The organism is Streptomyces sp. NPDC056361, from assembly GCF_042262805.1.
Classification (GTDB): domain Bacteria; phylum Actinomycetota; class Actinomycetes; order Streptomycetales; family Streptomycetaceae; genus Streptomyces.
Map to the genome: position 1 here is coordinate 58,164 of NZ_JBHJQI010000025.1, position 21,779 is coordinate 79,942.

The 21,779-nt window shown below is 71.8% G+C and carries 18 protein-coding genes and 1 tRNA gene; 10 read left to right on the forward strand and 9 right to left on the reverse strand.

Annotation, left to right across the window (positions count from 1 at the left end; genetic code table 11):
• The first annotated feature begins 15 nt into the window (after positions 1–15).
• Genes ACFCY7_RS11025 through ACFCY7_RS11040 form a run of 4 tightly spaced genes read left to right on the forward strand, consistent with a single transcriptional unit; the run spans position 16 to position 4,470 of the window.
• Positions 16–948 carry a branched-chain amino acid ABC transporter permease gene (locus ACFCY7_RS11025; RefSeq protein ID WP_367828370.1) on the forward strand — a complete coding sequence of 311 codons (933 nt, stop codon included), beginning with the start codon at positions 16–18 and terminating at the stop codon, positions 946–948.
• A 5-nt stretch (positions 949–953) separates the two neighbouring features.
• Positions 954–2,684 carry a branched-chain amino acid ABC transporter permease gene (locus ACFCY7_RS11030; RefSeq protein WP_376483399.1) on the forward strand — a complete coding sequence of 577 codons (1,731 nt, stop codon included), beginning with the start codon at positions 954–956 and terminating at the stop codon, positions 2,682–2,684.
• Positions 2,685–2,689: 5 nt separating this feature from the next.
• Entirely contained in the window at positions 2,690–3,757 is a 1,068-nt protein-coding gene (locus ACFCY7_RS11035) for an ABC transporter ATP-binding protein (protein ID WP_376483373.1), read from the forward strand.
• On the forward strand, positions 3,754–4,470 hold the full coding sequence (locus ACFCY7_RS11040) for an ABC transporter ATP-binding protein (protein WP_362556732.1): 717 nt from the start codon (positions 3,754–3,756) through the stop codon (positions 4,468–4,470). The genes ACFCY7_RS11035 and ACFCY7_RS11040 overlap by 4 nt, the downstream gene beginning before the upstream one ends.
• 107 nt (positions 4,471–4,577) lie before the next feature.
• On the opposite strand, the gene ACFCY7_RS11045 is transcribed toward ACFCY7_RS11040, so the two are convergent.
• Positions 4,578–5,237, reverse strand: a complete 660-nt coding sequence (locus ACFCY7_RS11045; protein ID WP_376483374.1) for an ANTAR domain-containing response regulator — start codon at positions 5,235–5,237, stop codon at positions 4,578–4,580.
• 110 nt (positions 5,238–5,347) lie between these two features.
• Here ACFCY7_RS11045 and ACFCY7_RS11050 point away from each other — a divergent pair.
• Together ACFCY7_RS11050 and ACFCY7_RS11055 are read left to right on the forward strand one after the other, a co-directional pair.
• A tRNA-Leu gene (locus tag ACFCY7_RS11050) sits at positions 5,348–5,422 on the forward strand.
• Between the two features lie 109 nt (positions 5,423–5,531).
• On the forward strand, positions 5,532–6,317 hold the full coding sequence (locus tag ACFCY7_RS11055; RefSeq protein WP_376483401.1) for a helix-turn-helix domain-containing protein: 786 nt from the start codon (positions 5,532–5,534) through the stop codon (positions 6,315–6,317).
• 4 nt (positions 6,318–6,321) lie between these two features.
• On the opposite strand, the gene pyk is transcribed toward ACFCY7_RS11055, so the two are convergent.
• Positions 6,322–7,749, reverse strand: coding sequence for a pyruvate kinase (gene pyk / locus ACFCY7_RS11060; protein WP_376483375.1), 1,428 nt, complete (start codon positions 7,747–7,749; stop codon positions 6,322–6,324).
• 146 nt (positions 7,750–7,895) lie between these two features.
• Positions 7,896–8,579 carry an SIMPL domain-containing protein gene (locus ACFCY7_RS11065; RefSeq protein ID WP_376483377.1) on the reverse strand — a complete coding sequence of 228 codons (684 nt, stop codon included), beginning with the start codon at positions 8,577–8,579 and terminating at the stop codon, positions 7,896–7,898.
• A gap of 158 nt (positions 8,580–8,737) precedes the next feature.
• Here ACFCY7_RS11065 and ACFCY7_RS11070 point away from each other — a divergent pair, with 158 nt between their 5' ends.
• The 3 genes from ACFCY7_RS11070 to ACFCY7_RS11080 all read left to right on the forward strand — a co-directional run bounded on the left by ACFCY7_RS11070 (position 8,738) and on the right by ACFCY7_RS11080 (position 11,854).
• A complete protein-coding gene (locus ACFCY7_RS11070; RefSeq protein WP_376483379.1) occupies positions 8,738–10,546 on the forward strand; it encodes a bifunctional metallophosphatase/5'-nucleotidase in 1,809 nt (602 codons plus the stop codon).
• A gap of 273 nt (positions 10,547–10,819) precedes the next feature.
• Positions 10,820–11,431, forward strand: coding sequence for a hypothetical protein (locus ACFCY7_RS11075; protein WP_376483380.1), 612 nt, complete (start codon positions 10,820–10,822; stop codon positions 11,429–11,431).
• 6 nt (positions 11,432–11,437) lie between these two features.
• Complete coding sequence (locus ACFCY7_RS11080) at positions 11,438–11,854, forward strand: SgcJ/EcaC family oxidoreductase (protein ID WP_376483382.1); 417 nt, start codon at positions 11,438–11,440, stop codon at positions 11,852–11,854.
• Positions 11,855–11,959: 105 nt separating this feature from the next.
• On the opposite strand, the gene ACFCY7_RS11085 is transcribed toward ACFCY7_RS11080, so the two are convergent.
• The 6 genes from ACFCY7_RS11085 to ACFCY7_RS11110 form a co-directional block, all read right to left on the reverse strand.
• Positions 11,960–13,378 (reverse strand): lysine N(6)-hydroxylase/L-ornithine N(5)-oxygenase family protein, encoded by a 1,419-nt coding sequence (locus ACFCY7_RS11085; RefSeq protein ID WP_376483384.1) that lies wholly within the window; start codon positions 13,376–13,378, stop codon positions 11,960–11,962.
• Positions 13,375–14,877, reverse strand: a complete 1,503-nt coding sequence (locus tag ACFCY7_RS11090) for a pyridoxal phosphate-dependent decarboxylase family protein (RefSeq protein WP_376483386.1) — start codon at positions 14,875–14,877, stop codon at positions 13,375–13,377. The genes ACFCY7_RS11085 and ACFCY7_RS11090 overlap by 4 nt, the downstream gene beginning before the upstream one ends.
• A gap of 198 nt (positions 14,878–15,075) precedes the next feature.
• Entirely contained in the window at positions 15,076–17,562 is a 2,487-nt protein-coding gene (gene pepN, locus ACFCY7_RS11095) for an aminopeptidase N (RefSeq protein WP_376483388.1), read from the reverse strand.
• Between the two features lie 91 nt (positions 17,563–17,653).
• On the reverse strand, positions 17,654–18,640 hold the full coding sequence (locus ACFCY7_RS11100) for an asparaginase (protein WP_376483390.1): 987 nt from the start codon (positions 18,638–18,640) through the stop codon (positions 17,654–17,656).
• Positions 18,640–18,954, reverse strand: coding sequence for a chorismate mutase (locus ACFCY7_RS11105; RefSeq protein WP_017238715.1), 315 nt, complete (start codon positions 18,952–18,954; stop codon positions 18,640–18,642). Before ACFCY7_RS11105 ends, ACFCY7_RS11100 begins: the two co-directional genes overlap by 1 nt.
• An 11-nt stretch (positions 18,955–18,965) precedes the next feature.
• The gene (locus tag ACFCY7_RS11110) at positions 18,966–19,853 is read right to left on the reverse strand and encodes an AraC family transcriptional regulator (protein ID WP_376483392.1); all 888 of its coding nucleotides are present in this window, start codon (positions 19,851–19,853) and stop codon (positions 18,966–18,968) included.
• Between the two features lie 82 nt (positions 19,854–19,935).
• Between ACFCY7_RS11110 and ACFCY7_RS11115 the strand changes: the two genes are divergently transcribed.
• The gene (locus tag ACFCY7_RS11115) at positions 19,936–21,747 is read left to right on the forward strand and encodes a beta-galactosidase family protein (protein ID WP_376483394.1); all 1,812 of its coding nucleotides are present in this window, start codon (positions 19,936–19,938) and stop codon (positions 21,745–21,747) included.
• The last annotated feature ends 32 nt before the right edge of the window (positions 21,748–21,779 follow it).

Genomic DNA, 21,779 nt, shown 5'->3' on the forward strand with positions numbered 1-21,779 from the left:
CATCGGAGGCCTGCGGTGAACGAACTGCCGCAACAGCTGGCCAACGGCCTGGCCCTCGGTGCCCTCTATGGCCTCATCGCCATCGGGTACACCATGGTCTACGGCATCGTCCAGCTCATCAACTTCGCCCACGGCGAGATCTTCATGATCGGGGGCTTCGGAGCCCTCACCACCTACACCGCTCTCCCGAGCGGCACGTCCCTGCTGGTGGCGATACCGCTCATGATCGTCGGTGGCGCGATAGCCTCCGTGGCCGTCGCCACCGCCGCCGAGCGGTTCGCCTACCGCCCGCTGCGCAGCGCGCCCCGGCTGGCACCGCTCATCACGGCGATCGGCCTGTCCATCGCGCTCCAGCAGCTCGTCTGGCAGTTCTACCCGGACGCCAAGAAGGCCGTGAGCTTCCCCGAGTTCAAGGGTGACGCCTTCAAGATCACCGAGAGCCTCTCGATCCAGCGCGCCGACGCCTTCATCCTCGTGCTCGCGCCGCTGTGCATGCTCGCCCTCGGCGTCTTCGTCTCCAAGAGCCGCAGCGGCCGGGCCATGCAGGCCACCGCGCAGGACCCGGACACCGCGAAGCTGATGGGCATCAACACCGACCGCATCATCGTCATGGCCTTCGCCATCGGTGCCGCGTTCGCCGCCGTCGCCGCCGTCGCGTACGGCGTCGACAAGGGCCAGATCAACTTCGAGATGGGCTTCATCCTCGGTCTGAAGGCCTTCACCGCCGCCGTCCTCGGTGGCATCGGCAACATCTACGGCGCCATGGTCGGCGGCGTCGTCCTCGGCCTCGCCGAGGCCCTCTCGATCGCCTACATCGAGGACATCCCCGGCATGCAGCAGCTCGGCGGCGGTGCCTGGTCCAACGTGTGGGCCTTCGTCCTCCTCATCCTCGTACTCCTCGTGCGGCCCCAAGGCCTGCTCGGCGAGCGCGTCGCGGACAGGGCGTGAGCACCATGACGAGCATCGACAAGACGACCGCGGCGCCCAAGCAGGCGCTGCTGCTCTGGGCCATCGTCGGCGGCAGCCTCGCCACCGTCGCCAGCGCCTTCCTCGCCTGGACGTGGACCACCGCCTTCCCCGGCAACCTCACGATCTACGGCAACCCCGCCCCGCTCCAGCTCCTCACCCTCGTCGGCGGCGTCCTCACCGGCCTCCACGCGCTCTCCGCGCTCGGCGTCAAGGGCCTCCGCTGGCTGACCCCCGCCGGCACCCGCAAGGCGCTGTGGATCCTGGGCCTCGGCACCTTCGCCACCACCGCCTTCACCGCGATCTCGATCGTCTGGGAGCTCGGCGCCGTGGTGGACCTGGAGCCCGGCGCCGGTGTCGCCGTCCTCGTGTCCGCCGTGCCCGCGGTCGCCGCGTACCTGCTGCCCGACGACACCCGCAAGGCGACCCCCGCCAAGCGTCTGCCCTCCTGGGCCGAGATCCTGGTCATCGTCGCGGTGTTCGCCGTCGGACTCTTCGTGGTCACGTTCGGCATCGACACCGACGACTCGGAGCCGCAGCTCTTCATCGCGTACCTGATCCTCGTCGGCTTCTCGGCCACGGCGCTGGTCAAGTCCGGCCTGACCCAGCGGCTGTCCGGCATCACGGCGCGCAACCGCCAGGTGACCGTCACGGCGGCCATCGTCATGGCGATCGCGTTCCCGTTCATCCAGCAGAGCGGCGACACGTACACGCTGATCGCGGTCAACATCCTGATCTTCGCGACCGTCGCCCTCGGCCTGAACATCGTCGTCGGCCTGGCCGGTCTGCTCGACCTCGGTTACGTGGCCTTCCTCGGTGTCGGCGCCTACACGGCGGCACTGGTCTCCGGCGCCACCTCGTCGGCGTTCGGCGTCCAGTTCCCCTTCTGGGCCGCCGCCCTCACCGGCATGGCCGCCTCGCTGGTCTTCGGTGTCGTCATCGGCGCGCCGACCCTGCGGCTGCGCGGCGACTACCTCGCCATCGTGACCCTCGGTTTCGGTGAGATCTTCCGCATCGCCATGGGCAACCTGGACGGCACCTCGGGTCCGCAGATCACCAACGGCCCGAACGGCATCCCGAACATCCCGCAGCTGGAGTTCTTCGGGTACAACTTCGGCGAGTCGCACGTCGTGCTCGGCGTCGAGCTCGGCGCCTACGCCAACTACTACCTGCTCATGATCCTGATCATGCTGCTGGTCGTGGTCGTCTTCGCCCGCGCCGGCAACAGCCGCATCGGCCGCGCCTGGGTCGCGATCCGCGAGGACGAGACCGCCGCCACCGCCATGGGCATCAACGGCTTCCGGGTCAAGCTCGTCGCCTTCGCCCTCGGTGCGGCCCTGGCCGGTCTCGCGGGCACGGTGCAGGCGCACGTCAACACGACGGTGGTCCCGGAGAACTACGTGTTCGCCGGTCCCGTCCCGCCGAACTCCGCCTTCCTGCTCGCGGCCGTCATCCTCGGCGGCATGGGCACGATCAGCGGCCCGATCGTCGGCTCCGCGCTCCTCTTCCTCATCCCCGCCAAGCTGTCCTTCCTCCAGGACTACCAGCTGCTCGGCTTCGGCATCGCCCTGATCCTGCTGATGCGCTTCCGTCCCGAGGGCCTCATCGCCAACAAGCGGGCACGGCTGGAATTCCACGAGAACGACGACCACGTCGGCGTACCGGAACAGCGACAGCCCGAGGACACGGGCGTCGGTACGGCGAAGGCAGGGGCGTGAAAGCCATGACGACCACCACCACGGAAACCGCCACCGGCACCGTCACGGCCGCGCCGGTCCTGGAAGCGAGCGGCGTCACCATGCGGTTCGGCGGCCTGACCGCCGTCCGCGACGTCGACCTGACCGTCCGCGAGGGCGAGATCGTCGGTCTGATCGGCCCGAACGGCGCCGGCAAGACGACCTTCTTCAACTGCCTGACCGGTCTGTACGTCCCCACCGAGGGCAAGGTCAGCTACAAGGGCACGGTCCTGCCGCCGAAGCCGCACCTGGTCACCCAGGCCGGCATCGCGCGCACCTTCCAGAACATCCGCCTCTTCTCCAACATGACGGTCCTGGAGAACGTCCTCGTCGGACGTCACACCCGGACCAAGGAGGGCCTGTGGTCCGCGCTGCTGCGCGGCCCCGGCTTCAAGCGCGCGGAGGCCGCCTCCCGCGAACGGGCCATGGAACTCCTGGAGTTCGTGGGCCTGGGCAGCAAGGCGGAGCACCTGGCGCGCAACCTGCCCTACGGCGAGCAGCGCAAGCTGGAGATCGCCCGCGCGCTCGCCAGCGACCCCGGTCTGTTGCTGCTCGACGAGCCGACGGCCGGCATGAACCAGGCCGAGACCCGCACCACCGAGGAACTGGTCTTCGCGATCCGCGACCGCGGCATCGCCGTCCTGGTCATCGAGCACGACATGAAGTTCATCTTCAAGCTCTGCGACCGGGTGGCCGTCCTCGTCCAGGGCGAGAAGCTCGTCGAGGGCACGTCCGAGGTCGTCCAGGGCGACGAGCGCGTCGTCGCCGCGTACCTGGGCACCCCGTACGAGGAAGCGCCCGGCGCGGAGGAGGCGGCCGAAGTCGAGGCCGCCGAGGTGGCCGCGGAAGCCGAGGCCGCGGTGGCCGAGTCGGCGGAGGAGTCCGCCGCCGAGGACGCGGCGACCGAGACGGCCGACGAGGCCGACGAGGCCGCGGACGAGGCTCCCGAGGCGACCGACGAGGCCGCCGACGAGGCCCCCGAGGCCGACGACACCCCCGCCGACGAGGCTCCGGCCGCCGACGCGGACAGCACCACCGAAGGAGACTCGAAGTGACCGCACTTCTGGAGGTCGAGGACCTCAGGGTCGCCTACGGCAAGATCGAGGCCGTCAAGGGCATCTCCTTCTCCGTCGAGGCGGGCCAGGTCGTCGCCCTGATCGGCACCAACGGCGCCGGCAAGACCACGACCCTGCGCACGCTGTCCGGCCTGCTCAAGCCGACCGGCGGCACCATCACCTTCGACGGCCAGGTGCTCAACGGCATCCCGGCCCACAAGGTGGTGTCGCTCGGTCTCGCCCACTCCCCCGAGGGCCGGCACATCTTCCCCCGGCTCACCATCGAGGAGAACCTCCAGCTCGGCGCCTTCCTCCGCAGCGACAAGGCCGGCATCGAGAAGGACATCCAGAAGGCCTACGACCTCTTCCCGATCCTGGGCGAGCGTCGCAAGCAGGCCGCGGGCACCCTCTCCGGCGGTGAGCAGCAGATGCTGGCGATGGGCCGGGCGCTGATGTCCCAGCCCAAGCTGCTGATGCTCGACGAGCCCTCGATGGGCCTCTCCCCGATCATGATGCAGAAGATCATGGAGACCATCGCGGCGCTGAAGTCCGAGGGCATGACGATCCTGCTCATCGAGCAGAACGCGCAGGCCGCGCTCTCGCTCGCGGACTACGGGTACGTGATGGAGGTCGGGCACGTGAAGCTGTCCGGCACCGGCCAGGACCTGCTCGTCGACGACGAGGTGCGCAAGACGTACCTCGGCGAGGACTGAGCCCCGGCCCGGTCCGCTCATGACGGAAGGCCCGCCCCACAGTGCTGTGGGGCGGGCCTTCTCCCGTTCGCGGGGCTCCCGTTCGCGGTACGCGGTGTACGGCGGGACTACTGCTGCTGCTCCCGGGCCGCCTTCTTCTCCTCGGCGTCCTCGATGACGGCCTCGGCGACCTGCTGCATCGACATGCGGCGGTCCATCGAGGTCTTCTGGATCCAGCGGAACGCGGCCGGCTCCGTCAGCCCGTACTGGGTCTGCAGGACGGACTTGGCGCGGTCCACGAGCTTGCGGGTCTCCAGGCGCTGGGAGAGGTCGGCGACCTCCTTCTCCAGGGCGCGCAGCTCGGCGAAGCGGGAGACGGCCATCTCGATGGCCGGCACCACGTCGCTCTTGCTGAACGGCTTCACCAGGTAGGCCATGGCGCCGGCGTCCCGGGCCCGCTCGACGAGCTCGCGCTGCGAGAAGGCGGTGAGCATGAGGACCGGGGCGATGGACTCGCCTGCGATCTTCTCGGCGGCCGAGATGCCGTCGAGGACGGGCATCTTCACGTCGAGGATGACGAGGTCGGGGCGGTGCTCGCGGGCGAGCTCGACGGCCGTCGCACCGTCCCCGGCCTCACCGACGACCGTGTAGCCCTCTTCTTCCAGCATCTCTTTGAGGTCGAGGCGGATGAGGGCCTCGTCCTCGGCGATGACGACGCGGGTCGTCAGCGGCGGGACGTGCGACGCCTCGGCGTCGTCGGCGGGCTGGGGCGACTCGGGGGCGGTCACGGGGGCTCCTCGTTCAAGGCCTCTTCCAGGCGGATACAGCTCACCAAGAGCCTACCTAGCTGCGGTATGGTGGACGCGCAGAGGGTCAGGGAAAACCTTTGATTCTGCGGGCCCCGGTAGCCCAATTGGCAGCAGGCAGTGGATTCAAAACCCACACAGTGTCGGTTCGAGTCCGACCCGGGGCACTTTTCCTTCGATTCGAAGGTCGACGAGCAGTCGGTGATCGTCACCCACATGCGTGAACTCCGCCGAACCGCGCGCGGACCCGCCGCCACACCAGGCACCGTCGGCCACATGTACGACATCGGAACGCGCCAGCGGGCACTCACCCTGCTGCGAAGCGGCGCGACGAACGCGACTGTCGCCCGGACCCTGAACATCCCTCCCGGCACGATCAGCGCCTGGAAGCACAAGGACCGTGCACAGCGCGGCGAGTGCCCCGGGAGGCTCACCCGCCCCCTCTGCCCGCGGTGCCACGGACGCGAGCTGGATGGCGTCGCGTACGCGTACCTTCTCGGGCTGTACCTCGGCGACGGACACATCAGCCACCCCCGGCAGCACCGGGTGCCGAGCCTCCGGATCACCCTCGACGACGCCTGGCCCGGAGTGCAGCAGGAGGCAATGGCGGCCGTTCGCACGGTGCTTCCCGACAACGCGGCCTCCTGGGCACGGAAGACCGGGTGCCGCGACGTCAAGGTGTACTCCAAGCACCTCGTCTGCCTCTTTCCGCAGCACGGCCCCGGCAGTAAGCACGAGCGGGCCATCGTCCTCGAACGGTGGCAGCAGGAGATCGTCGACGCCCACCCGTGGTCGTTCATCCGAGGGCTGATCCATTCCGACGGTTCCCGCATCGTCAACTGGACGGAGAAGACCATCGGCGGCCGGATGAAACGGTACGAGTACTCCCGCTACTTCTTCACCAACAGCTCGGACGACATAGCGCGGCTGTACACCGACACGCTGGAACGTGTCGGTGTCTCCTGGCGGAGCAGGCGCCGGGCGACCGGGGCGCACGACGTCTCCGTGGCACGGCGCGGTGACGTCGCTCTCATGGACGAGCACATCGGCCCCAAGTACTGACCCCCTACGTCAGCGGGTCGCCGATGTGGTGGACCCGCACGAGGTTCGTCGAGCCGGCGACGCCCGGCGGGGAACCGGCCGTGATGACCACGATGTCGCCCTTGCGGCAGCGACCGATCCGCAGCAGCTCCTCGTCGACCTGGGCCACCATCGCGTCCGTGGAGTCGACGTGCGGGCCGAGGAAGGTCTCGACGCCCCAGGTGAGGTTGAGCTGCGAGCGGGTGGCCGGGTCCGGGGTGAAGGCCAGCAGCGGGATCGGCGAGCGGTAGCGGGAGAGCCGCTTGACCGTGTCGCCGGACTGGGTGAAGGCGACGAGGAACTTGGCGCCGAGGAAGTCGCCCATCTCGGCGGCGGCGCGGGCGACGGCGCCGCCCTGGGTCCGGGGCTTGTTCCGCTCGGTGAGCGGCGGCAGGCCCTTGGCGAGCACGTCCTCCTCCGCGGCCTCGACGATCCGGCTCATGGTGCGGACGGTCTCGATCGGGTAGCGGCCGACGCTGGTCTCGCCGGAGAGCATGACGGCGTCGGTGCCGTCGATGACGGCGTTCGCCACGTCGCTCGCCTCGGCGCGGGTGGGCCGGGAGTTGTCGATCATCGAGTCGAGCATCTGGGTCGCGACGATGACCGGCTTGGCGTTGCGCTTGGCCAGCTTGACCGCGCGCTTCTGGACGATCGGCACCTGCTCCAGGGGCATTTCGACGCCCAGGTCGCCGCGGGCGACCATGATGCCGTCGAAGGCGGCGACGATCTCCTCGATGTTCTCGACGGCCTGGGGCTTCTCGATCTTGGCGATGACGGGGAGCCGGCGGCCCTCCTCGTCCATGATCCGGTGGACGTCCTCGATGTCCCGGGCACTGCGGACGAAGGAGAGGGCGATGACGTCGGCGCCGATGCGCAGCGCCCAGCGGAGGTCCTCGATGTCCTTCTCGGAGAGCGCGGGGACGGAGACGGCGACGCCGGGCAGGTTGAGGCCTTTGTGGTCGGAGACCATGCCGCCCTCGATGACCCGGGTCTTCACCCGGGGGCCCTCGACGGAGGTGACCTCCAGGGTGACGCGGCCGTCGTCGACGAGGATGCGCTCGCCGGCGGTCACGTCGGCGGCGAGGCCGGGGTAGGTCGTGCCGCAGCAGTGGCGGTCGCCCTCCATCGGCTCGACGGTGATGGTGAACTCGTCGCCGCGTTCAAGGAGTACGGGACCTTCGCGGAAGCGGCCGAGACGGATCTTCGGGCCTTGAAGGTCGGCGAGGACGCCGACGCTGCGGCCGGTCTCGTCGGCGGCTTTGCGGACGCGCTGGTAGCGCTCCTCGTGCTCGGCGTAGCCGCCGTGGCTGAGGTTGAAGCGGGCCACGTCCATTCCGGCCTCGACCAACGCCTTGATCTGGTCGTATGTTTCGGTGGCGGGCCCAAGGGTACAAACGATTTTCGCTCGGCGCATGAGGCGAGCCTAGGGCCTACCCACCAGTAGGAAGTTGGCTGGGCATGACTACTCAACAACCTTTCCGTGAAAGGTTGTTGACAAGTCTTGAATCTGTGCGCAGGGGTGCTCCGATGAGCGATTTCCGGGCCCCGGAAGCGACCGTCTCAGAGTGCGGGCGGCCGCATCGTGAAGCGCGCCACGACCTCGGCGGTGACCGTCTGACGCTGCGGTTCGAGGTCGAGCGCCGGGGTCTCGCCGACCGCCTCCGCCGCGTAGGCCACGGCCGCCCCGCCGAAGCCGGCGCGCCTCGGCATCGACGGCTGGGCGAGACCCGCGTCCGACAGTTCGAGGAGTGAGGCGAGCGAGGTACCGAGCGCCGCCGCGTAGGCGCGCGCCCGCTGGACCGCCTCTTCGACCGCGAGCCGGCGCGCCTCCGCGTACGCCGGGGAGGCCGGCCGCAGGTCCCACCACGGGCCCTCGACGCTCGTCATCTCCAGGTCGGCGAGCCGGGTCACCAGCTCGCCGAGCGCGGTGAAGTCGGTCAGCTCGGCGGTCACCCGCACCCGGCCCGTATAGGCGTGCACCCGCTCTCCGCGACCCTTCCTGGTCAGCTCCGGCGCGAGGGAGAAGCTGCCGGTCTCCAGCTTCTCGACCGCGTCGCCGAGCGCCTTGACCAGGTCGAGCACCCGCGTGTTGCGGCGGGTGAGGTCGGTGAGCGTCTCCGCGCGGTCCGTGCCCCGCGCGGAGACCGTCAGCCAGATCCGGGCGAGCTCCGGCTCGACCTCCAGGCGCCCCTCGCCACGCACCGTCACCTGGGGGGCCTCCGGGGTCGCGTGTTCCTGCGTCACGTCCTGATCCTCCGTGTTCGACGACGATCGTCCATCGAACACTTTCCCACTCCGTAACCCGAAAGGCCTGTTGCCGACGTGAAGGTCTGGGCCAGAATCTACGCGCGTTGTGCACCACGTTTGGGTGCGGGCGCCACAGAACCAAAGGGGAGACACACATGCCGCTGAACCGCAGGACGTTCCTGGAGCGCTCGGCCGCCGTCGGGGCCGGAGTGGCCGTCGCCGGAGCCGCCGCCGCACCCGCCGAGGCCGCCGACGCCGTCGCCGCGGGCCGCCCGCGTCCGCAGAAGCGGTACTCCTTCACCGTGATGGGCACGACCGACCTGCACGGCAACGTCTTCAACTGGGACTACTTCACGGACAAGGAGTTCGACGACAAGGCCCACAACGACGTCGGCCTCGCCAAGATCTCCACCCTCGTCGACCGGATCCGCGCGGCCAAGGGCCGTCGCAACACCCTCCTCATCGACGCCGGCGACACCATCCAGGGCACCCAGCTGTCCTACTACTACGCCAAGATCGACCCGATCACCCGGACCGGCGGCCCGGTCCACCCCATGGCCCAGGCCATGAACGCCATCGGCTACGACGCCGCCGCGCTCGGCAACCACGAGTTCAACTACGGCATCCCGGTGCTGCGGAAGTTCGAGGAGCAGTGCGACTTCCCGCTGCTCGGCGCCAACGCGCTCGACGCGAAGACCCTGCGTCCGGCCTTCGCCCCGTACAGCATGCACTGCCTGCGCACCCCGCACGGCAAGGACGTCAAGGTCGCGGTCCTGGGCCTGACCAACCCGGGCATCGCCATCTGGGACAAGGCGAACGTCACCGGCAGGATGGTCTTCCCGGGTCTTGAGGAGCAGGCCGCGAAGTGGGTGCCGAAGCTCCGCTCGATGGGCGCCGACGTGGTCGTCGTCTCGGCGCACTCCGGCTCCAGCGGCACCTCCTCGTACGGTGACCAGCTCCCGCACGTCGAGAACGCGGCCGGGCTCGTCGCCGAGCAGGTCCCCGGCATCGACGCCATCCTCGTCGGCCACGCGCACACCGAGATCCCCGAGTACCGGATCGCCAACAAGCAGACCGGCAAGGAGGTCGTCCTCTCCGAGCCGCTGAAGTGGGGTCAGCGCCTCACCCTCTTCGACTTCGACCTGGTGTGGGAGAAGGGCCGCTGGACCGTCGAGAAGGTCGCCGCGCAGGTCCTCAACTCCAACACGGTGGCGGAGGACCCGGAGATCACCGGGCTGCTGGCGGACGAGCACAAGAAGGTCGTCGCGTACGTCAACCAGGTCATCGGCACCTCCACCGCGGCCATGACCACGACCGACGCGCCGTGGAAGGACGAGCCGATCATCGACCTGATCAACGTGGTGCAGGCCGACACGGTGAGGGCGGCCCTCGCGGGCGGCGCGTACGCCGGGCTGCCGGTGCTCTCGCAGGCGTCCTGCTTCTCGCGGACGGCCCGGATCCCGGCCGGCGAGATCAGCATCAAGGACGCCGCCGGGCTGTACCCCTTCGAGAACACGCTGGAGGCCCGTCTGCTGACCGGCGCCCAGCTGAAGGACTACCTGGAGTACTCGGCGAAGTACTACGTCCAGACCGCGCCGGGCGCCCCCGTGGACACCGCGGCCCTGACCAACGCGGGCGGGACGCCGGACTACAACTACGACGCCGTGTCCGGTCTGACGTACGAGATCGACATCGCGAAGCCCGCCGGGCAGCGGATCACCGGCCTGTCCTTCGAGGGCAAGCCGCTCGACCCGGCCGCGAAGTTCGTCCTCGCCGTCAACAACTACCGGGCGAGCGGCGGCGGCGCGTTCCCGCACGTCGCGGGCGCCCAGCAGCTGTGGGCCAACTCGGACGAGATCCGCAACACCATCATCCAGTGGGTGCAGGCGAAGGGGACGGTCGACCCCGGCCTGTTCGCGTCGGTCGACTGGAAGCTGACCCGCGACGGCGTGCCGGTGTTCTAGCCGTCGGCCCGATCGGGGCGGGTCCGCGGGCGTCGTCCACGGAGAGCGCTCGTCCGACGACGCGGTCCTTCGCGCGGACCCGCCACCGGGGCAGGAGCCGTTTCGGCACGTCACGGTCCTGCCCCGACCGGAAAGATCATGACATTCCCGAAGGTGACCCTTCTGACCCAGGCCGTGCGGGATTCAACCAAGACCGGGTAGAGACCCAGGGTTCGTACGCTCCGACTCGCCTTGAACGGACATCACTCAGCGAGGAACGGAGACAACCCCACCGTGTCCGAACCGGACGAACGCCGCAGCGACCCGACCGTCCTGATGTGTCACCAGGCCCTCGACGAATTCCTCACCGTCGCCGTGGGCCAGTACCAGCTCATCACTCCCGAAGCTCCCCTTCCCTGCTTCGCGCTCCTCCTCGGCAGCGCCGAAGGCGCCACGCTGAACGTCGAGCACGTCGCCTTCGGCCGCAACGCACGGACCTCGGATCCGGCGGCCCGCACCGAGTTCAGCGACGCGATCGTGCCCCGATTCGGGCCCGCCTACGAGAACGAGCACCGGGGCTGGTGGATCGACTCCGCCGACCTGCTCAAGATCTCGAAGGAGGCCGACGCCATGGGACTGGACTTACTCGGTTCCATCCACATGCACCCGGACTGGCACCGGATAGGCCCGCCCGGCGAGCGCGCATGCGTCCTCAGCGAGCAACCGACGCCCATGGACCAGTACATCTTCGGCAACACCGCGTGGCCCATCAACATCATCTGCTACCTCGAACGCCGCGGCGACGTCTTCTACCACGCCCTCGCGGCCTGGGCCCCGCCGGCGGCGGGCGACCAGTGCACCGAGATCCCGCTGCGTGTCCGCACCCGAACCCTCGTAGGGATGTGATCCGCCGTGACCACACATGACGACGACTCCCGCATCCGGGCCCTGTGGGCCGACATGACCCGCGGCTGGGCGGCGGGCGATGCCGCGCTCTTCGCGACGGGCTTCGCGGAGGACTGCGACTTCACCACCGTACGGGGAGACAAGCCGGCCGGCCGCGCGGGCATCGAGGCCGGACACGACCGGCTCTTCCGGACGTCGTACGCCAAGACCCTCCTCGACGCCCGGGTCCGCGCCATCCGGTACCTGCGTCCCGACGTGGCGACCGTCGAGGCCGAGTCCACGATCCTCGGCGCCGACGAAGCGGTGCTCGCCACCACGCACGCCCTGGCCGTCGTCGAGCGGATCGACGGCAATGACGGCGGCGACGGCCCCGTCTGGCGGATCATCGCCTTCCACAACATGGTTCCGGTCGCCGCCGCATGACGGCGGAGGACGCCCCGGCGGCAGCCGGTCAGCGCTCCGGTGCGTCCTCACCGTCCGGCACGGAGCCCCGCCGCCGGGCCGGGCTCGAACCCGTGCCTCCCCCCGTCACACGTTCTGGGTGAGGGGCGTCAGCTTCCGCTCCTGGGCCGGAATGCTCGGCGCCTCACGCGTCTCCAGGCCGAAGCTCGTGAAGGCGGTGCGGCGCGGCAGCGGGTACGGCTCCTTGCCGCTGACCGCGTTGAGGATGGTCGCGCTGCGCCAGGCCGCGAGGCCCAGGTCCGGGGCGCCGACGCCGTGGGTGTGCTTCTCGGCGTTCTGGACGAAGACCGAACCGGTCACCGACGGGTCGAGGACCAGCCGGTACCGCTCGTCGACCCGGGCGCGCCCCGCGGAGTCGTGGCGCAGGTAGGGGTCGAGACCGGCCAGCATCCGGTCCACCGGGCGCTCCCGGTAGCCGGTGGCGAGGACCACCGCGTCGGTGGTGAGCCGGGAGCGGGTGCCCTGCTGGAGGTGCTCCAGGTGGAGCTCGACCTGGGTGGTGGCGACCCGGCCCGCCGTACGGACCCGGACACCGGGGGTGAGCACCGCGTCGGGCCAGCCGCCGTGCAGGGTGCGGCGGTACAGCTCGTCGTGGATGGCGGCGATGGTGTCGGCGTCGATGCCCTTGTGCAACTGCCACTGCCGGGGCACGAGGTCGCCGCGCACCGGCTCGGGCAGCGCGTGGAAGTAGCGGGTGTAGTCGGGGGTGAAGTGCTCCAGACCGAGCTTGGAGTACTCCATCGGGGCGAAGGCCTCGGTACGGGCCAGCCAGTGGATCCGCTCGGCTCCGGCGGGGCGGGCCCGCAGCAGGTCGAGGAAGACCTCGGCGCCGGACTGCCCCGAGCCGATGACGGTGACGTGCCCGGCGGCGAGGAGCGTCTCGCGGTGCGTCAGGTAGTCGGCGGAGTGGAAGACGGGGACGCCGGGGGCGTCGGAGAGCGGCTTGAGCGGCTCGGGGACGTACGGCTCGGTGCCGACGCCCAGGACGACGTTCCGGGTGTACGCGCGGCCCAGGGCCTCGGCCTCGCCCTCCGGGTCCACCTGCGTGAAGTCGACCTCGAACAGGCGCCGCTCGGGGTTCCAGCGCACCGAGTCGACCTGGTGGCCGAAGTGCAGGCCCGGGAGCCGCTCGCTGACCCAGCGGCAGTAGGCGTCGTACTCGGCGCGCTGGATGTGGAACTTCTCGGCGAAGTAGAAGGGGAAGAGGCGCTCGCGGCTCTTCAGGTAGTTGAGGAACGTCCAGGGGCTGGTCGGGTCGGCGAGCGTCACCAGGTCCGCGAGGAACGGGACCTGGAGGGTGGCGCCCTCGATGAGGAGCCCGGGGTGCCACTGGAAGGCGGGGCGCTGCTCGTAGAAGGTGGCGGCGAGGCCGCCGCCGGGCACGCCGTGCGCGAGGGCGGCGAGCGAGAGGTTGAAGGGGCCGATGCCGACGCCCACCAGGTCGTGGGGCTGGTCGAGGTCCTGCTGAGGGGTGCTGCCGGTCATCGGTGCGTGCTGCCTTCCACGAGGGTGATGAGCTGTGCCAGGTCGCCGGGGGTGGCGTGGGGGTTGAGCAGGGTGGCCTTCAGCCAGAGGCGGCCGTCCGCCGCGGCGCGGCCGAGGACGGCGTGGCCCCCGGCGAGCAGGGTGCGGCGGATCGTGGCGAGCTCCTCGTCGGCGGAGGGGGCGGCTCCGGCGGCTCCGGCGGCTCCGGCGGCTCCGGCGGCTCCGGCGGCTCCGGCGGCTCCGGCGGCTCCGGCGGCTCCGGCGGCTCCGGCGGGGATGGTGCCGCCCGCGCGTTCGGAGGCGGTGACCGGCCGGAACAGGACCGTGGTGAGGGTCGGGCGGGCGCGCAGCTCCAGGCCCGGGGCCTTCTCCACGAGGTCGGCGAGGTCCTGCGCGCGCGCCATGCAGGCGTCGACGAGCGCCCCGAGGCCTTCGCGGCCGAGCGCGCGGAACGTCACGGCGGCCTTCAGGACGTCGGGGCGGCGGGTGGTGCGCAGCGAGCGGCCGAGGAGGTCGGGGAGGCCGGCCTCCGTGTCGTCGTCGGCGTTGAGGTAGTCGGCGGTGTGGCCGAGGACGGCCAGGTCGTCCGCGTCCCGTACGGCGAGGAGCCCGGCGGCGGCCGGCTGCCAGCCGAGCTTGTGCAGGTCGACGGTGACCGTGCGGGCCCGGTCGAGGCCGTCCAGGAGGTGGCGGTGCGTCCGGCTGAAGAGGACGGGGCCTCCGTAGGCCGCGTCGACGTGGAGTTCGGCTCCGTGTGCCGTGCACACGTCCGCGAGGGCGGCGATCGGGTCGACGAGCCCCTCGTCGGTGGTGCCGGCGGTGGCGGCGACGAGGACGGGGCCGCGGGTGCGGGTGAGGGCCTCGGCGAGGGCGGCCGGCTCCAGCCTGCCGCTCGGGGTGGGCACGGTGACCGGTTCCGGCAGGCCGAGGAGCCAGGCGGCGCGGTGGAACGAGTGGTGGGCGTTGGCCCCGACGACGGTGCGGACCGGGCCGTGCCGCTCCCGGGCCAGGAGCAGGGCGAGTTGGTTGGACTCCGTGCCGCCGGTGGTCACGAGCGCGTCGGGACGGTCGGCCTCCGGGTACACCTCGGCCGCCAGCGCCGCCGTGAGCCGCTCCTCCAGGGCGGAGGCCGCCGGCGCCTGGTCCCAGGAGTCCATCGACGGGTTCAGCGCGGACGCCGCCAGGTCGGCGGCGGCGGCGAGGGCGAGCGGCGGGGTGTGCAGATGGGCGGCGCAGAGCGGGTGGGCGGGGTCGGCCGCGCCTTCCGCGACGGCGCGGACGAGGGTCCGGAGGGCCTCGTGCGCACCGCTGCCGGTCTCGGGGAGTACGGGTCCGAGAGACGCCGTCGCCGCCGCCACGGCCGCCGGGCCCCCGGCCGGCAGGGGCCCGCCCCTCGCCTGCGCGCCCTCCCGGAGGGCGTCGAGGACGGTGTCCAGAAGGGGCCGGAGGGCCTCGGCGCCGGAGGTGCCTCCGGCGAGGGGTGGGAGTGCGGCACGCATGGACGACAGGGTGGCGGGCCCCACCGCAACCTGTCCGGGGAGTCGGCACTTGTGACCCGAACGGGGGACAAGGGCCTAGAGGTGTCTTGCCGATCAGGCCGGGCGCACGGGGCTTCCGCGGGGCTCGTGGGAGCCCCGCGGGTGTGCGTGCGGCTGTCCCCGGCGCACGGGCATCGTGCCGTGCGCCGGGGGGCGGCCTCAGGCGGTGCGGACCGCCAGTGCCCGGCGCAGGTCGTCGAGCTGGTCGACGAGCTTGCGGTGCAGGGCGGGGATCACGGCGTCGTCGTCGAGGTGGGACTCGCCGAGGGCCAGCGATTCGGCGTCGACCGCGTGGAACGGGAAGGCGTAGCGGCCGGCCGCCTCGGCCATGGCGGGGCCGCGGCGGGCGCCGAGGGCGGTGGCGTCGGCGTAGAAGCGCGGCACGTACGCGCGGACGAGTTCGGCCTGCTCGGGCTGCCAGAAGCCCTGCGCGGTCGCCGTGAACAGGTAGTTCGACAGGTCGTCCGAGTCGAAGAGGGCCGACCAGGCCGCGGCCTTGGCCGCCGGGTCCGGGAGCGCGGCGCGGCAGCGGGCGGCGCCTTCCTCGCCGGTGGCACTGGGGTCGCGCTCCAGTTCGGCGGCGATGACGGTCTCGTCGGTGGCGCCGAGGACGGCGAGGCGGGCGAGGATGCGCCAGCGCAGCTCGGGGTCGAGCTCGGGGCCGCCGTGGACGGTGCCCTCGTCGAGCCAGGAGGCGATCTTGTCGGGGGTGGTGGCGCTGTCGATGCAGGCGCGCACGGCGGTGAGGCGCAGGCCGGGAGCCTCGCCGTCCTCGGTGCGGCGCAGCAGGGCGCGGGCGATCTCGCCGATCTTCGCGAGGGCGGCGGGGCGCTCGTCGTCGGACACGTACCGGTCGGCGATCTGGGTGCGTGCGAAGCCGAGGACGCCCTGGAGGAGCGCGAGTTCGGTCTCCTCGGGCAGGTGCGCGAGGGCGGTGTCCAGGTACGCGGCGGGGGTGAGGTCGCCGTCGCGGACCATGTCGCGCAGGGCGTTCCACACCACGGCGCGGGTCAGCGCGTCCGGGATGCGGGAGAGGTCGCGCAGGGCCGTCTCCAGGGACACCTCGTCGAAGCGGAGCTTGGTGTAGGTGAGGTCCTCGTCGTTGAGGACGACGAGGGCCGGGCGCGGGCCGGTCAGCTCGGCGGGCGCCTCCTGCGGCACGTCGACCTCGCGGCGCTCGCGCAGTTCGAGGGCGCCGGAGGGGTCCCGGTCGTAGACGCCGACGGAGATCCGGTGCGGGCGGCTGCCCGCGCGGTCGACGGTGAGCCGCCAGCTGGTGCCCTCGCCGTCGACGCGGGGGGTGAGGGTGTCGACGCCGGTGGTGCGGAGCCACTGCTCGGCCCAGCCGTGGACGTCGCGTTCGGTGGCGGCGGCGAGGTTGTCGATGAAGTCGGCGAGGGTGGCGTTGCCGAACTTGTGGCGCTTGAAGTGGATGTTGATGCCGGCGAGGAAGTCCTTCTCGCCGAGCCAGGTGACGAGCTGGCGGAGGGCGGAGGCGCCCTTGGCGTAGGAGATGCCGTCGAAGTTGAGGAGGGCGGAGGCGGTGTCGGGGACGGCCTCCGGGTCGGGGGCGACGGGGTGGGTGGAGGGCCGCTGGTCGGCCTCGTAGCCCCAGGCCTTGCGGGCGATGCCGAAGTCGACCCAGGTGTCGGGGAAGAGGTCGGAGCAGGCCTCGTTGACGGTCTGGAAGCCCATGTACTCGGCGAAGGACTCGTTCAGCCAGATGTCGTCCCACCAGCGCAGGGTGACGAGGTCGCCGAACCACATGTGGGCCATCTCGTGGGCGATGACCATGGCGCGGGTCTGCCGCTCGGTGACGGTGACGGCGGAGCGGAAGACGAACTCGTCGCGGAAGGTGACGAGTCCGGGGTTCTCCATGGCGCCCGCGTTGAACTCGGGGACGAAGGCCTGGTCGTACGAGTCGAACGGGTAGGGCTCGTCGAACTTCTCGTGGTACCGGTCGTAGCAGGCCTTGGTGACGGCGAGGATCTCCTCGGCGTCGGCGTCGAGGTGGGCGCCGAGGGAGCGGCGGCAGTGGATGCCGAAGGGCAGGCCGGCGTGCTCGGTGCGGATCGAGTGCCAGGGGCCGGCGGCGACGCAGACGAAGTAGGTGGAGAGCAGCGGGGTGGGGGCGGCCAGCCAGCGGCCGTCGGGCTGCTGCTCGGTGATGCTGTTGGAGAGGACGGTCCAGCCCTCGGGGGCGGTGACGCTCAGCTCGAAGACGGCCTTCAGGTCGGGCTGGTCGAAGGCGGCGAAGACGCGCTGGACGTCCTCCATGAACAGCTGGGTGTAGACGTACGACTCGCCGTCCGTCGGGTCCTTGAAGCGGTGCATGCCCTCGCCGGTGCGGGAGTACCGCATGACGGTGCTGATGCGGAGGGTGTGCTCGCCCTCGGTGAGGCTCAGCGGGAGCCGGTTGCCGTCGAGGGTGGCGACGTCGAGGGGCTCGCCGTCGAGGAGCGCGGAGTGGAGGGTCTCGGGCTTGAGCTCGACGAAGGTGTCCCCCGCGGTGCGGGCCGTGAAGCGGATGAGACTCCGTGAGTGGAAGGTCTCGTCGCCGGTGGTGAGGTCGAGGTCCACCCGGTAGTGGTGGACGTCGAGGAGCTGGGCACGGGTCTGCGCTTCGTCGCGCGTCAGTACGGACATGGGCCCTATGCTGCCCGATGCCTTCCGCATCGGGCAGAGGTGGTGCGCTATTGCGCCCTCAGGCGAATCGCCTGCGCGACGGCGTGTGCCGTCAGGCGAGTCCGGAGCCGTTCAGGTGGGCGAAGGCGGCGGTGATGCGCGGGCGGTCGTAGCCGGTGGGGCCGGCCGCGCCGCTGGAGAGCAGGGCGTGGAGCAGGATGCGGGCCTTGGCGGGGTCGAGGGGGCCGGCCGGGATCAGTCCGTGGTGCAGCAGGTCGTACTCGGAGCCGGGGCCGCGGTAGGTGTGCGAGAGGGTCGCGCCGCCGCCCGTGCGGGAGGCGAGGACCACCGGGATGCGGCGGGCGAGCTCGGCGAGCGGGTCGACGAGCCAGGTGGGGGCGTGGCCGGCGCCGAAGGCGGCGACGACGAGGCCCTGGAAGCGGTGGTCGACGGCGTCGAGGAGCTCGCCGCGGTCGCCCTGGGAGAGCGTCACGAGGGCCACCCGTACGGCCGGGTCGAACTTCAGCGGGCACAGGGCGGCGGGGACGGCGGGGCGGAGCAGGAGGCGGGGCTCGCCCTCGACGACGGTGCCGATCGGCCCCGCGCCCGGCGAGGCGAAGGTGGCGACGGAGGTGGTGTGGGTCTTGCGGGCGAGGCGGGCGGCGTGGATCTCGTCGGCGAGGACCACGAGGACGCCGAGGTTCCGGCAGGCCGGGTCGGCGGCGACGGCGAGCGCGGCGGCGAGGTTGGCGGGGCCGTCGGCGCCGGGCAGGTCGGGGCGGCGCATGGCGCCGGTGACGGCGATCGGCCGTTCGGTGGTGCAGAGCAGGTCGAGGAGGAAGGCGGTCTCCTCCAGGGTGTCGGTGCCCTGGACGACGACCACGCCGGAGCCGTCGGCGACGGTCTTGCGCACCTCTTCCGCCAGTGCGGCGAGGTCCTCGTGGGTGACGGAGGAGCTGGGCACGCGGCGGAAGTCGCGGAGGACGACGTCCTCGGGCGCGCCCAGTTCGGCCAGGACCTCCTGGCCGGTCATGCGGGCCGCGTCACCGCCGCGCGCGGAGATGGTGCCTCCGAGGGTGAAGACCGTGACGCGGGCCATCAGCGTGCTCCGTCCGCAATCGTCTCGTGGTGGCGGATGACCTCGGCGATGATGAAGTTGAGGAGCTTCTCCGCGAACGCCGGGTCCAGTTTGGCGCTCTCGGCGAGTTCCCGCAGCCGGGCGATCTGGCGGGCCTCGCGGGCGGGGTCGGCGGGCGGCAGCTGGTGCTCGGCCTTGAGGACGCCGACCTGCTGGGTGCACTTGAAGCGCTCGGCGAGCATGTGCACGACCGCCGCGTCGATGTTGTCGATGCTCTCGCGCAGCCGGGTCAGCTCGGCGGTGACGGTCGGGTCGATCTCGCTGGTGTCGCTCATGATCTGCGAGCTTAGACGGATCTCGGCGGGATGGTGGGCGGGTGTTCGGGATCCGGAACGCGGTCGCTCCAGCCGCCGTGTACGGAACGCCCCTGCTGCTCGCGGAAGCGGATGGGAGCGGTGCCGACCCGGCGGGTGAAGAGGCGCGAGAAGTAGGCGGGGTCGTCGTAGCCGACGCGCCGGGCGACGGCGGCGACGGGCAGCTCGGTGGCGGCGAGGAGTTCCTTGGCGCGGCCGAGGCGGACGGTGAGCAGGTAGTCCTTGGGGCTGCAGCCGGCGGCGCGGCGGACGGCGGTGCGCAGTTCGGCGGGGGTCATGCCGTGCCGGGCCGCGTGGTCGGCGACGGAGAGGGGCTGGAAGGCGTCGCGGGCGAGGGCGGCGAGGACGGGGTCGCCGTCGGCGTTGGTGTCGGCGCGGGCGCGGCGCAGGGCGACGAGGAGTTCGTGGACGGCGGCGCCGGTCTCGACCTCCAGGAGGGGGTTGCCGGGGCGGGCGGCGCGGGCGATGCGGCCGATGGCGGCGCGGGCGGGGGCGGCGTCGGAGAGGGGCACGACGGGCCGGTCGGGTTCGATGTAGCCGAGTTCGGTGTAGGTGGCGGTGGCGGGTCCCGAGAAGTCGACGAAGGCCTCGTCCCAGCCGGTGCCGGGGTCGGCGCCGTAGTGGTGCGGGGTGCCGGGGGTGAGCCAGAGCAGCGCGGGGGCGGTGACGGTGGCGCGGCGGCCGTCGGCGCCCCGGTACCAGCCGCTGCCCGCGGAGACCACGACGGCGACGTGGTGGTCGAGGGTGCGGGGGCCGACGGTGGGCAGGGTGCCGTGCTGGAGGCCGACGCCCAGGCAGACGAGGCCGAGCCGGTGGTGGACGGGGCCGGGCGTGAAGTAGCGCATCCAGGTGTGGTACATGCCGCGGGCCCTTCCCTAACGTCCAAACTGCGACGATCTTTGTCCATGGACCGGCCCGCCGCCAGGGGGTGAGGGTGAGGCCATGAGCACGTTCGCTGTGGGTGACGAGGACTTTCTGCTCGACGGGCGGCCGGTGCGGCTGCTTTCGGGGGCGCTGCACTACTTCCGGGTGCACGAGGGGCACTGGGAGCACCGGCTCGGGATGCTGCGGGCGATGGGCCTCGACTGCGTCGAGACGTACGTCCCGTGGAACCTGCACGAACCGGAGCCCGGCCGCTACGCGGACGCGGACGCGCTCGGGCGGTTCCTGGACGCGGTGGGGCGGGCCGGGATGCGGGCGATCGTGCGCCCGGGGCCGTACATCTGCGCCGAGTGGGAGAACGGCGGTCTGCCGCACTGGCTGACCGGGCCGCTCGGGCGGCGGGTGCGGACCCTCGACCCGGAGTTCCTGGCGCCCGTGGAGGCCTGGTTCCGGCGGCTGCTGCCGCAGGTGGTGGAGCGGCAGGTCGACCGGGGCGGTCCGGTGGTCCTGGTCCAGGTGGAGAACGAGTACGGGAGCTACGGCAGCGACCGGGGCTATCTGGAGTGGCTGGCGGGGCTGCTGCGCGACTGCGGGGTCGAGGTGCCGCTGTTCACGTCGGACGGGCCCGAGGACCACATGCTGACGGGCGGCTCGGTGCCGGGCGTGCTCGCGACGGCGAACTTCGGTTCTGGCGCGCGGGAGGGCTTCGCGACGCTGCGGCGCCACCAGCCGTCGGGGCCGCTGATGTGCATGGAGTTCTGGTGCGGCTGGTTCGACCACTGGGGCACGGACCACACGGTGCGGGACGCGGCGGACGCGGCGGCGGCCCTGCGGGAGATCCTGGAGTGCGGGGCGTCGGTCAACCTGTACATGGCGCACGGCGGGACGAACTTCGCCGGCCGGGCGGGCGCGAACCGGTCCGGTGAACTGCACGACGGGGCGCTGCTGCCGACGGTGACCTCGTACGACTACGACGCGCCGGTCGACGAGGCCGGTCGGCCGACGGAGAAGTACCGGCTCTTCCGCGAGGTGCTCGCCGCGTACGCGGACGGGCCGCTGCCCGCGATGCCGGAGCCCCCGCCGCGGCTGGCCGCCCCGGTGCGCGGCGCCTTCACCGGCTGGGCGCCGCTGGACGGCGTCCTAGAGGTGCTCGGCGGCGCGGAGTCGGAGACCCCGGCGCCCCCGACCTTCGAGGAGTTGGGCGTCGACCGGGGCCTGGTCCGCTACCGGGTGTCCGTGCCGGGGCCCCGGCAGCCGTATCCGCTGGGCGTGAGGGGCCTGCGCGACCGGGCCTCGGTGTACGTCGACGGCGTCCCCGCGGGCGTCCTGGACGCGGAGGACGCGCGGCTGCCGGAGCCGGTGGCGGGTCCGGCCGTCGTGGACCTGTGGGTGGAGTCCCTCGGCCGCGTCAACTACGGGCCCCGCCTCGCCGAGCCGAAGGGCATCACGGGCGGCGTCCTCCACGAGCGGCAGTACCTCCACGGCGTACGGGCCCGGGGCCTGCGCCTGGACGCCTTCGAGCCGGCGGCGGTCGACAAGGTGCCCTTCGCCGAGGTCCCCGCCGCCCCCGGCCCCGGCCTCTACCGCGCGACGATCGAGGTCACCGGCGCGGGTGACGCCGAACTGCGGCTGCCGGGCGCGACCCGCGGCTTCGTCTGGGTGAACGGCTTCTGCCTCGGCCGCTACTGGTCGGTCGGCCCCCAGGACGCCCTCTTCGTGCCGGGCCCGGTCCTCCGCGAGGGCCCGAACGAGGTGTGGGTCCTGGAACTGGAGGGCGCGGCGACGTCGGTGGAGCCGGCGGCGGTGGAGCTGGCGGCGGTGGGGGCGGGCGCGGCTTCCGGGGCGTCGGAAGCCGCGGAGGAGCCGGCCTGAGGGGCGGGGTTCCTGGCATCGGACCCGGGGGG

Excerpts from the sequence above, each read along its gene's own strand:
- ACFCY7_RS11090 (WP_376483386.1), bottom strand. The coding sequence starts at position 14,877 with ATGCGTGCCGCACTCCCACCCCTCGCCGGAGGCACCTCCGGCGCCGAG.
- ACFCY7_RS11030 (WP_376483399.1), top strand. The coding sequence starts at position 954 with ATGACGAGCATCGACAAGACGACCGCGGCGCCCAAGCAGGCGCTGCTG.
- ACFCY7_RS11110 (WP_376483392.1), bottom strand. The coding sequence starts at position 19,853 with ATGTACCACACCTGGATGCGCTACTTCACGCCCGGCCCCGTCCACCAC.
- ACFCY7_RS11035 (WP_376483373.1), top strand. The coding sequence starts at position 2,690 with ATGACGACCACCACCACGGAAACCGCCACCGGCACCGTCACGGCCGCG.
- pyk (WP_376483375.1), bottom strand. The coding sequence starts at position 7,749 with ATGCGCCGAGCGAAAATCGTTTGTACCCTTGGGCCCGCCACCGAAACA.
- ACFCY7_RS11055 (WP_376483401.1), top strand. The coding sequence starts at position 5,532 with ATGTACGACATCGGAACGCGCCAGCGGGCACTCACCCTGCTGCGAAGC.
- pepN (WP_376483388.1), bottom strand. The coding sequence starts at position 17,562 with ATGTCCGTACTGACGCGCGACGAAGCGCAGACCCGTGCCCAGCTCCTC.
- ACFCY7_RS11085 (WP_376483384.1), bottom strand. The coding sequence starts at position 13,378 with ATGACCGGCAGCACCCCTCAGCAGGACCTCGACCAGCCCCACGACCTG.
- ACFCY7_RS11070 (WP_376483379.1), top strand. The coding sequence starts at position 8,738 with ATGCCGCTGAACCGCAGGACGTTCCTGGAGCGCTCGGCCGCCGTCGGG.
- ACFCY7_RS11115 (WP_376483394.1), top strand. The coding sequence starts at position 19,936 with ATGAGCACGTTCGCTGTGGGTGACGAGGACTTTCTGCTCGACGGGCGG.
- ACFCY7_RS11100 (WP_376483390.1), bottom strand. The coding sequence starts at position 18,640 with ATGGCCCGCGTCACGGTCTTCACCCTCGGAGGCACCATCTCCGCGCGC.
- ACFCY7_RS11105 (WP_017238715.1), bottom strand. The coding sequence starts at position 18,954 with ATGAGCGACACCAGCGAGATCGACCCGACCGTCACCGCCGAGCTGACC.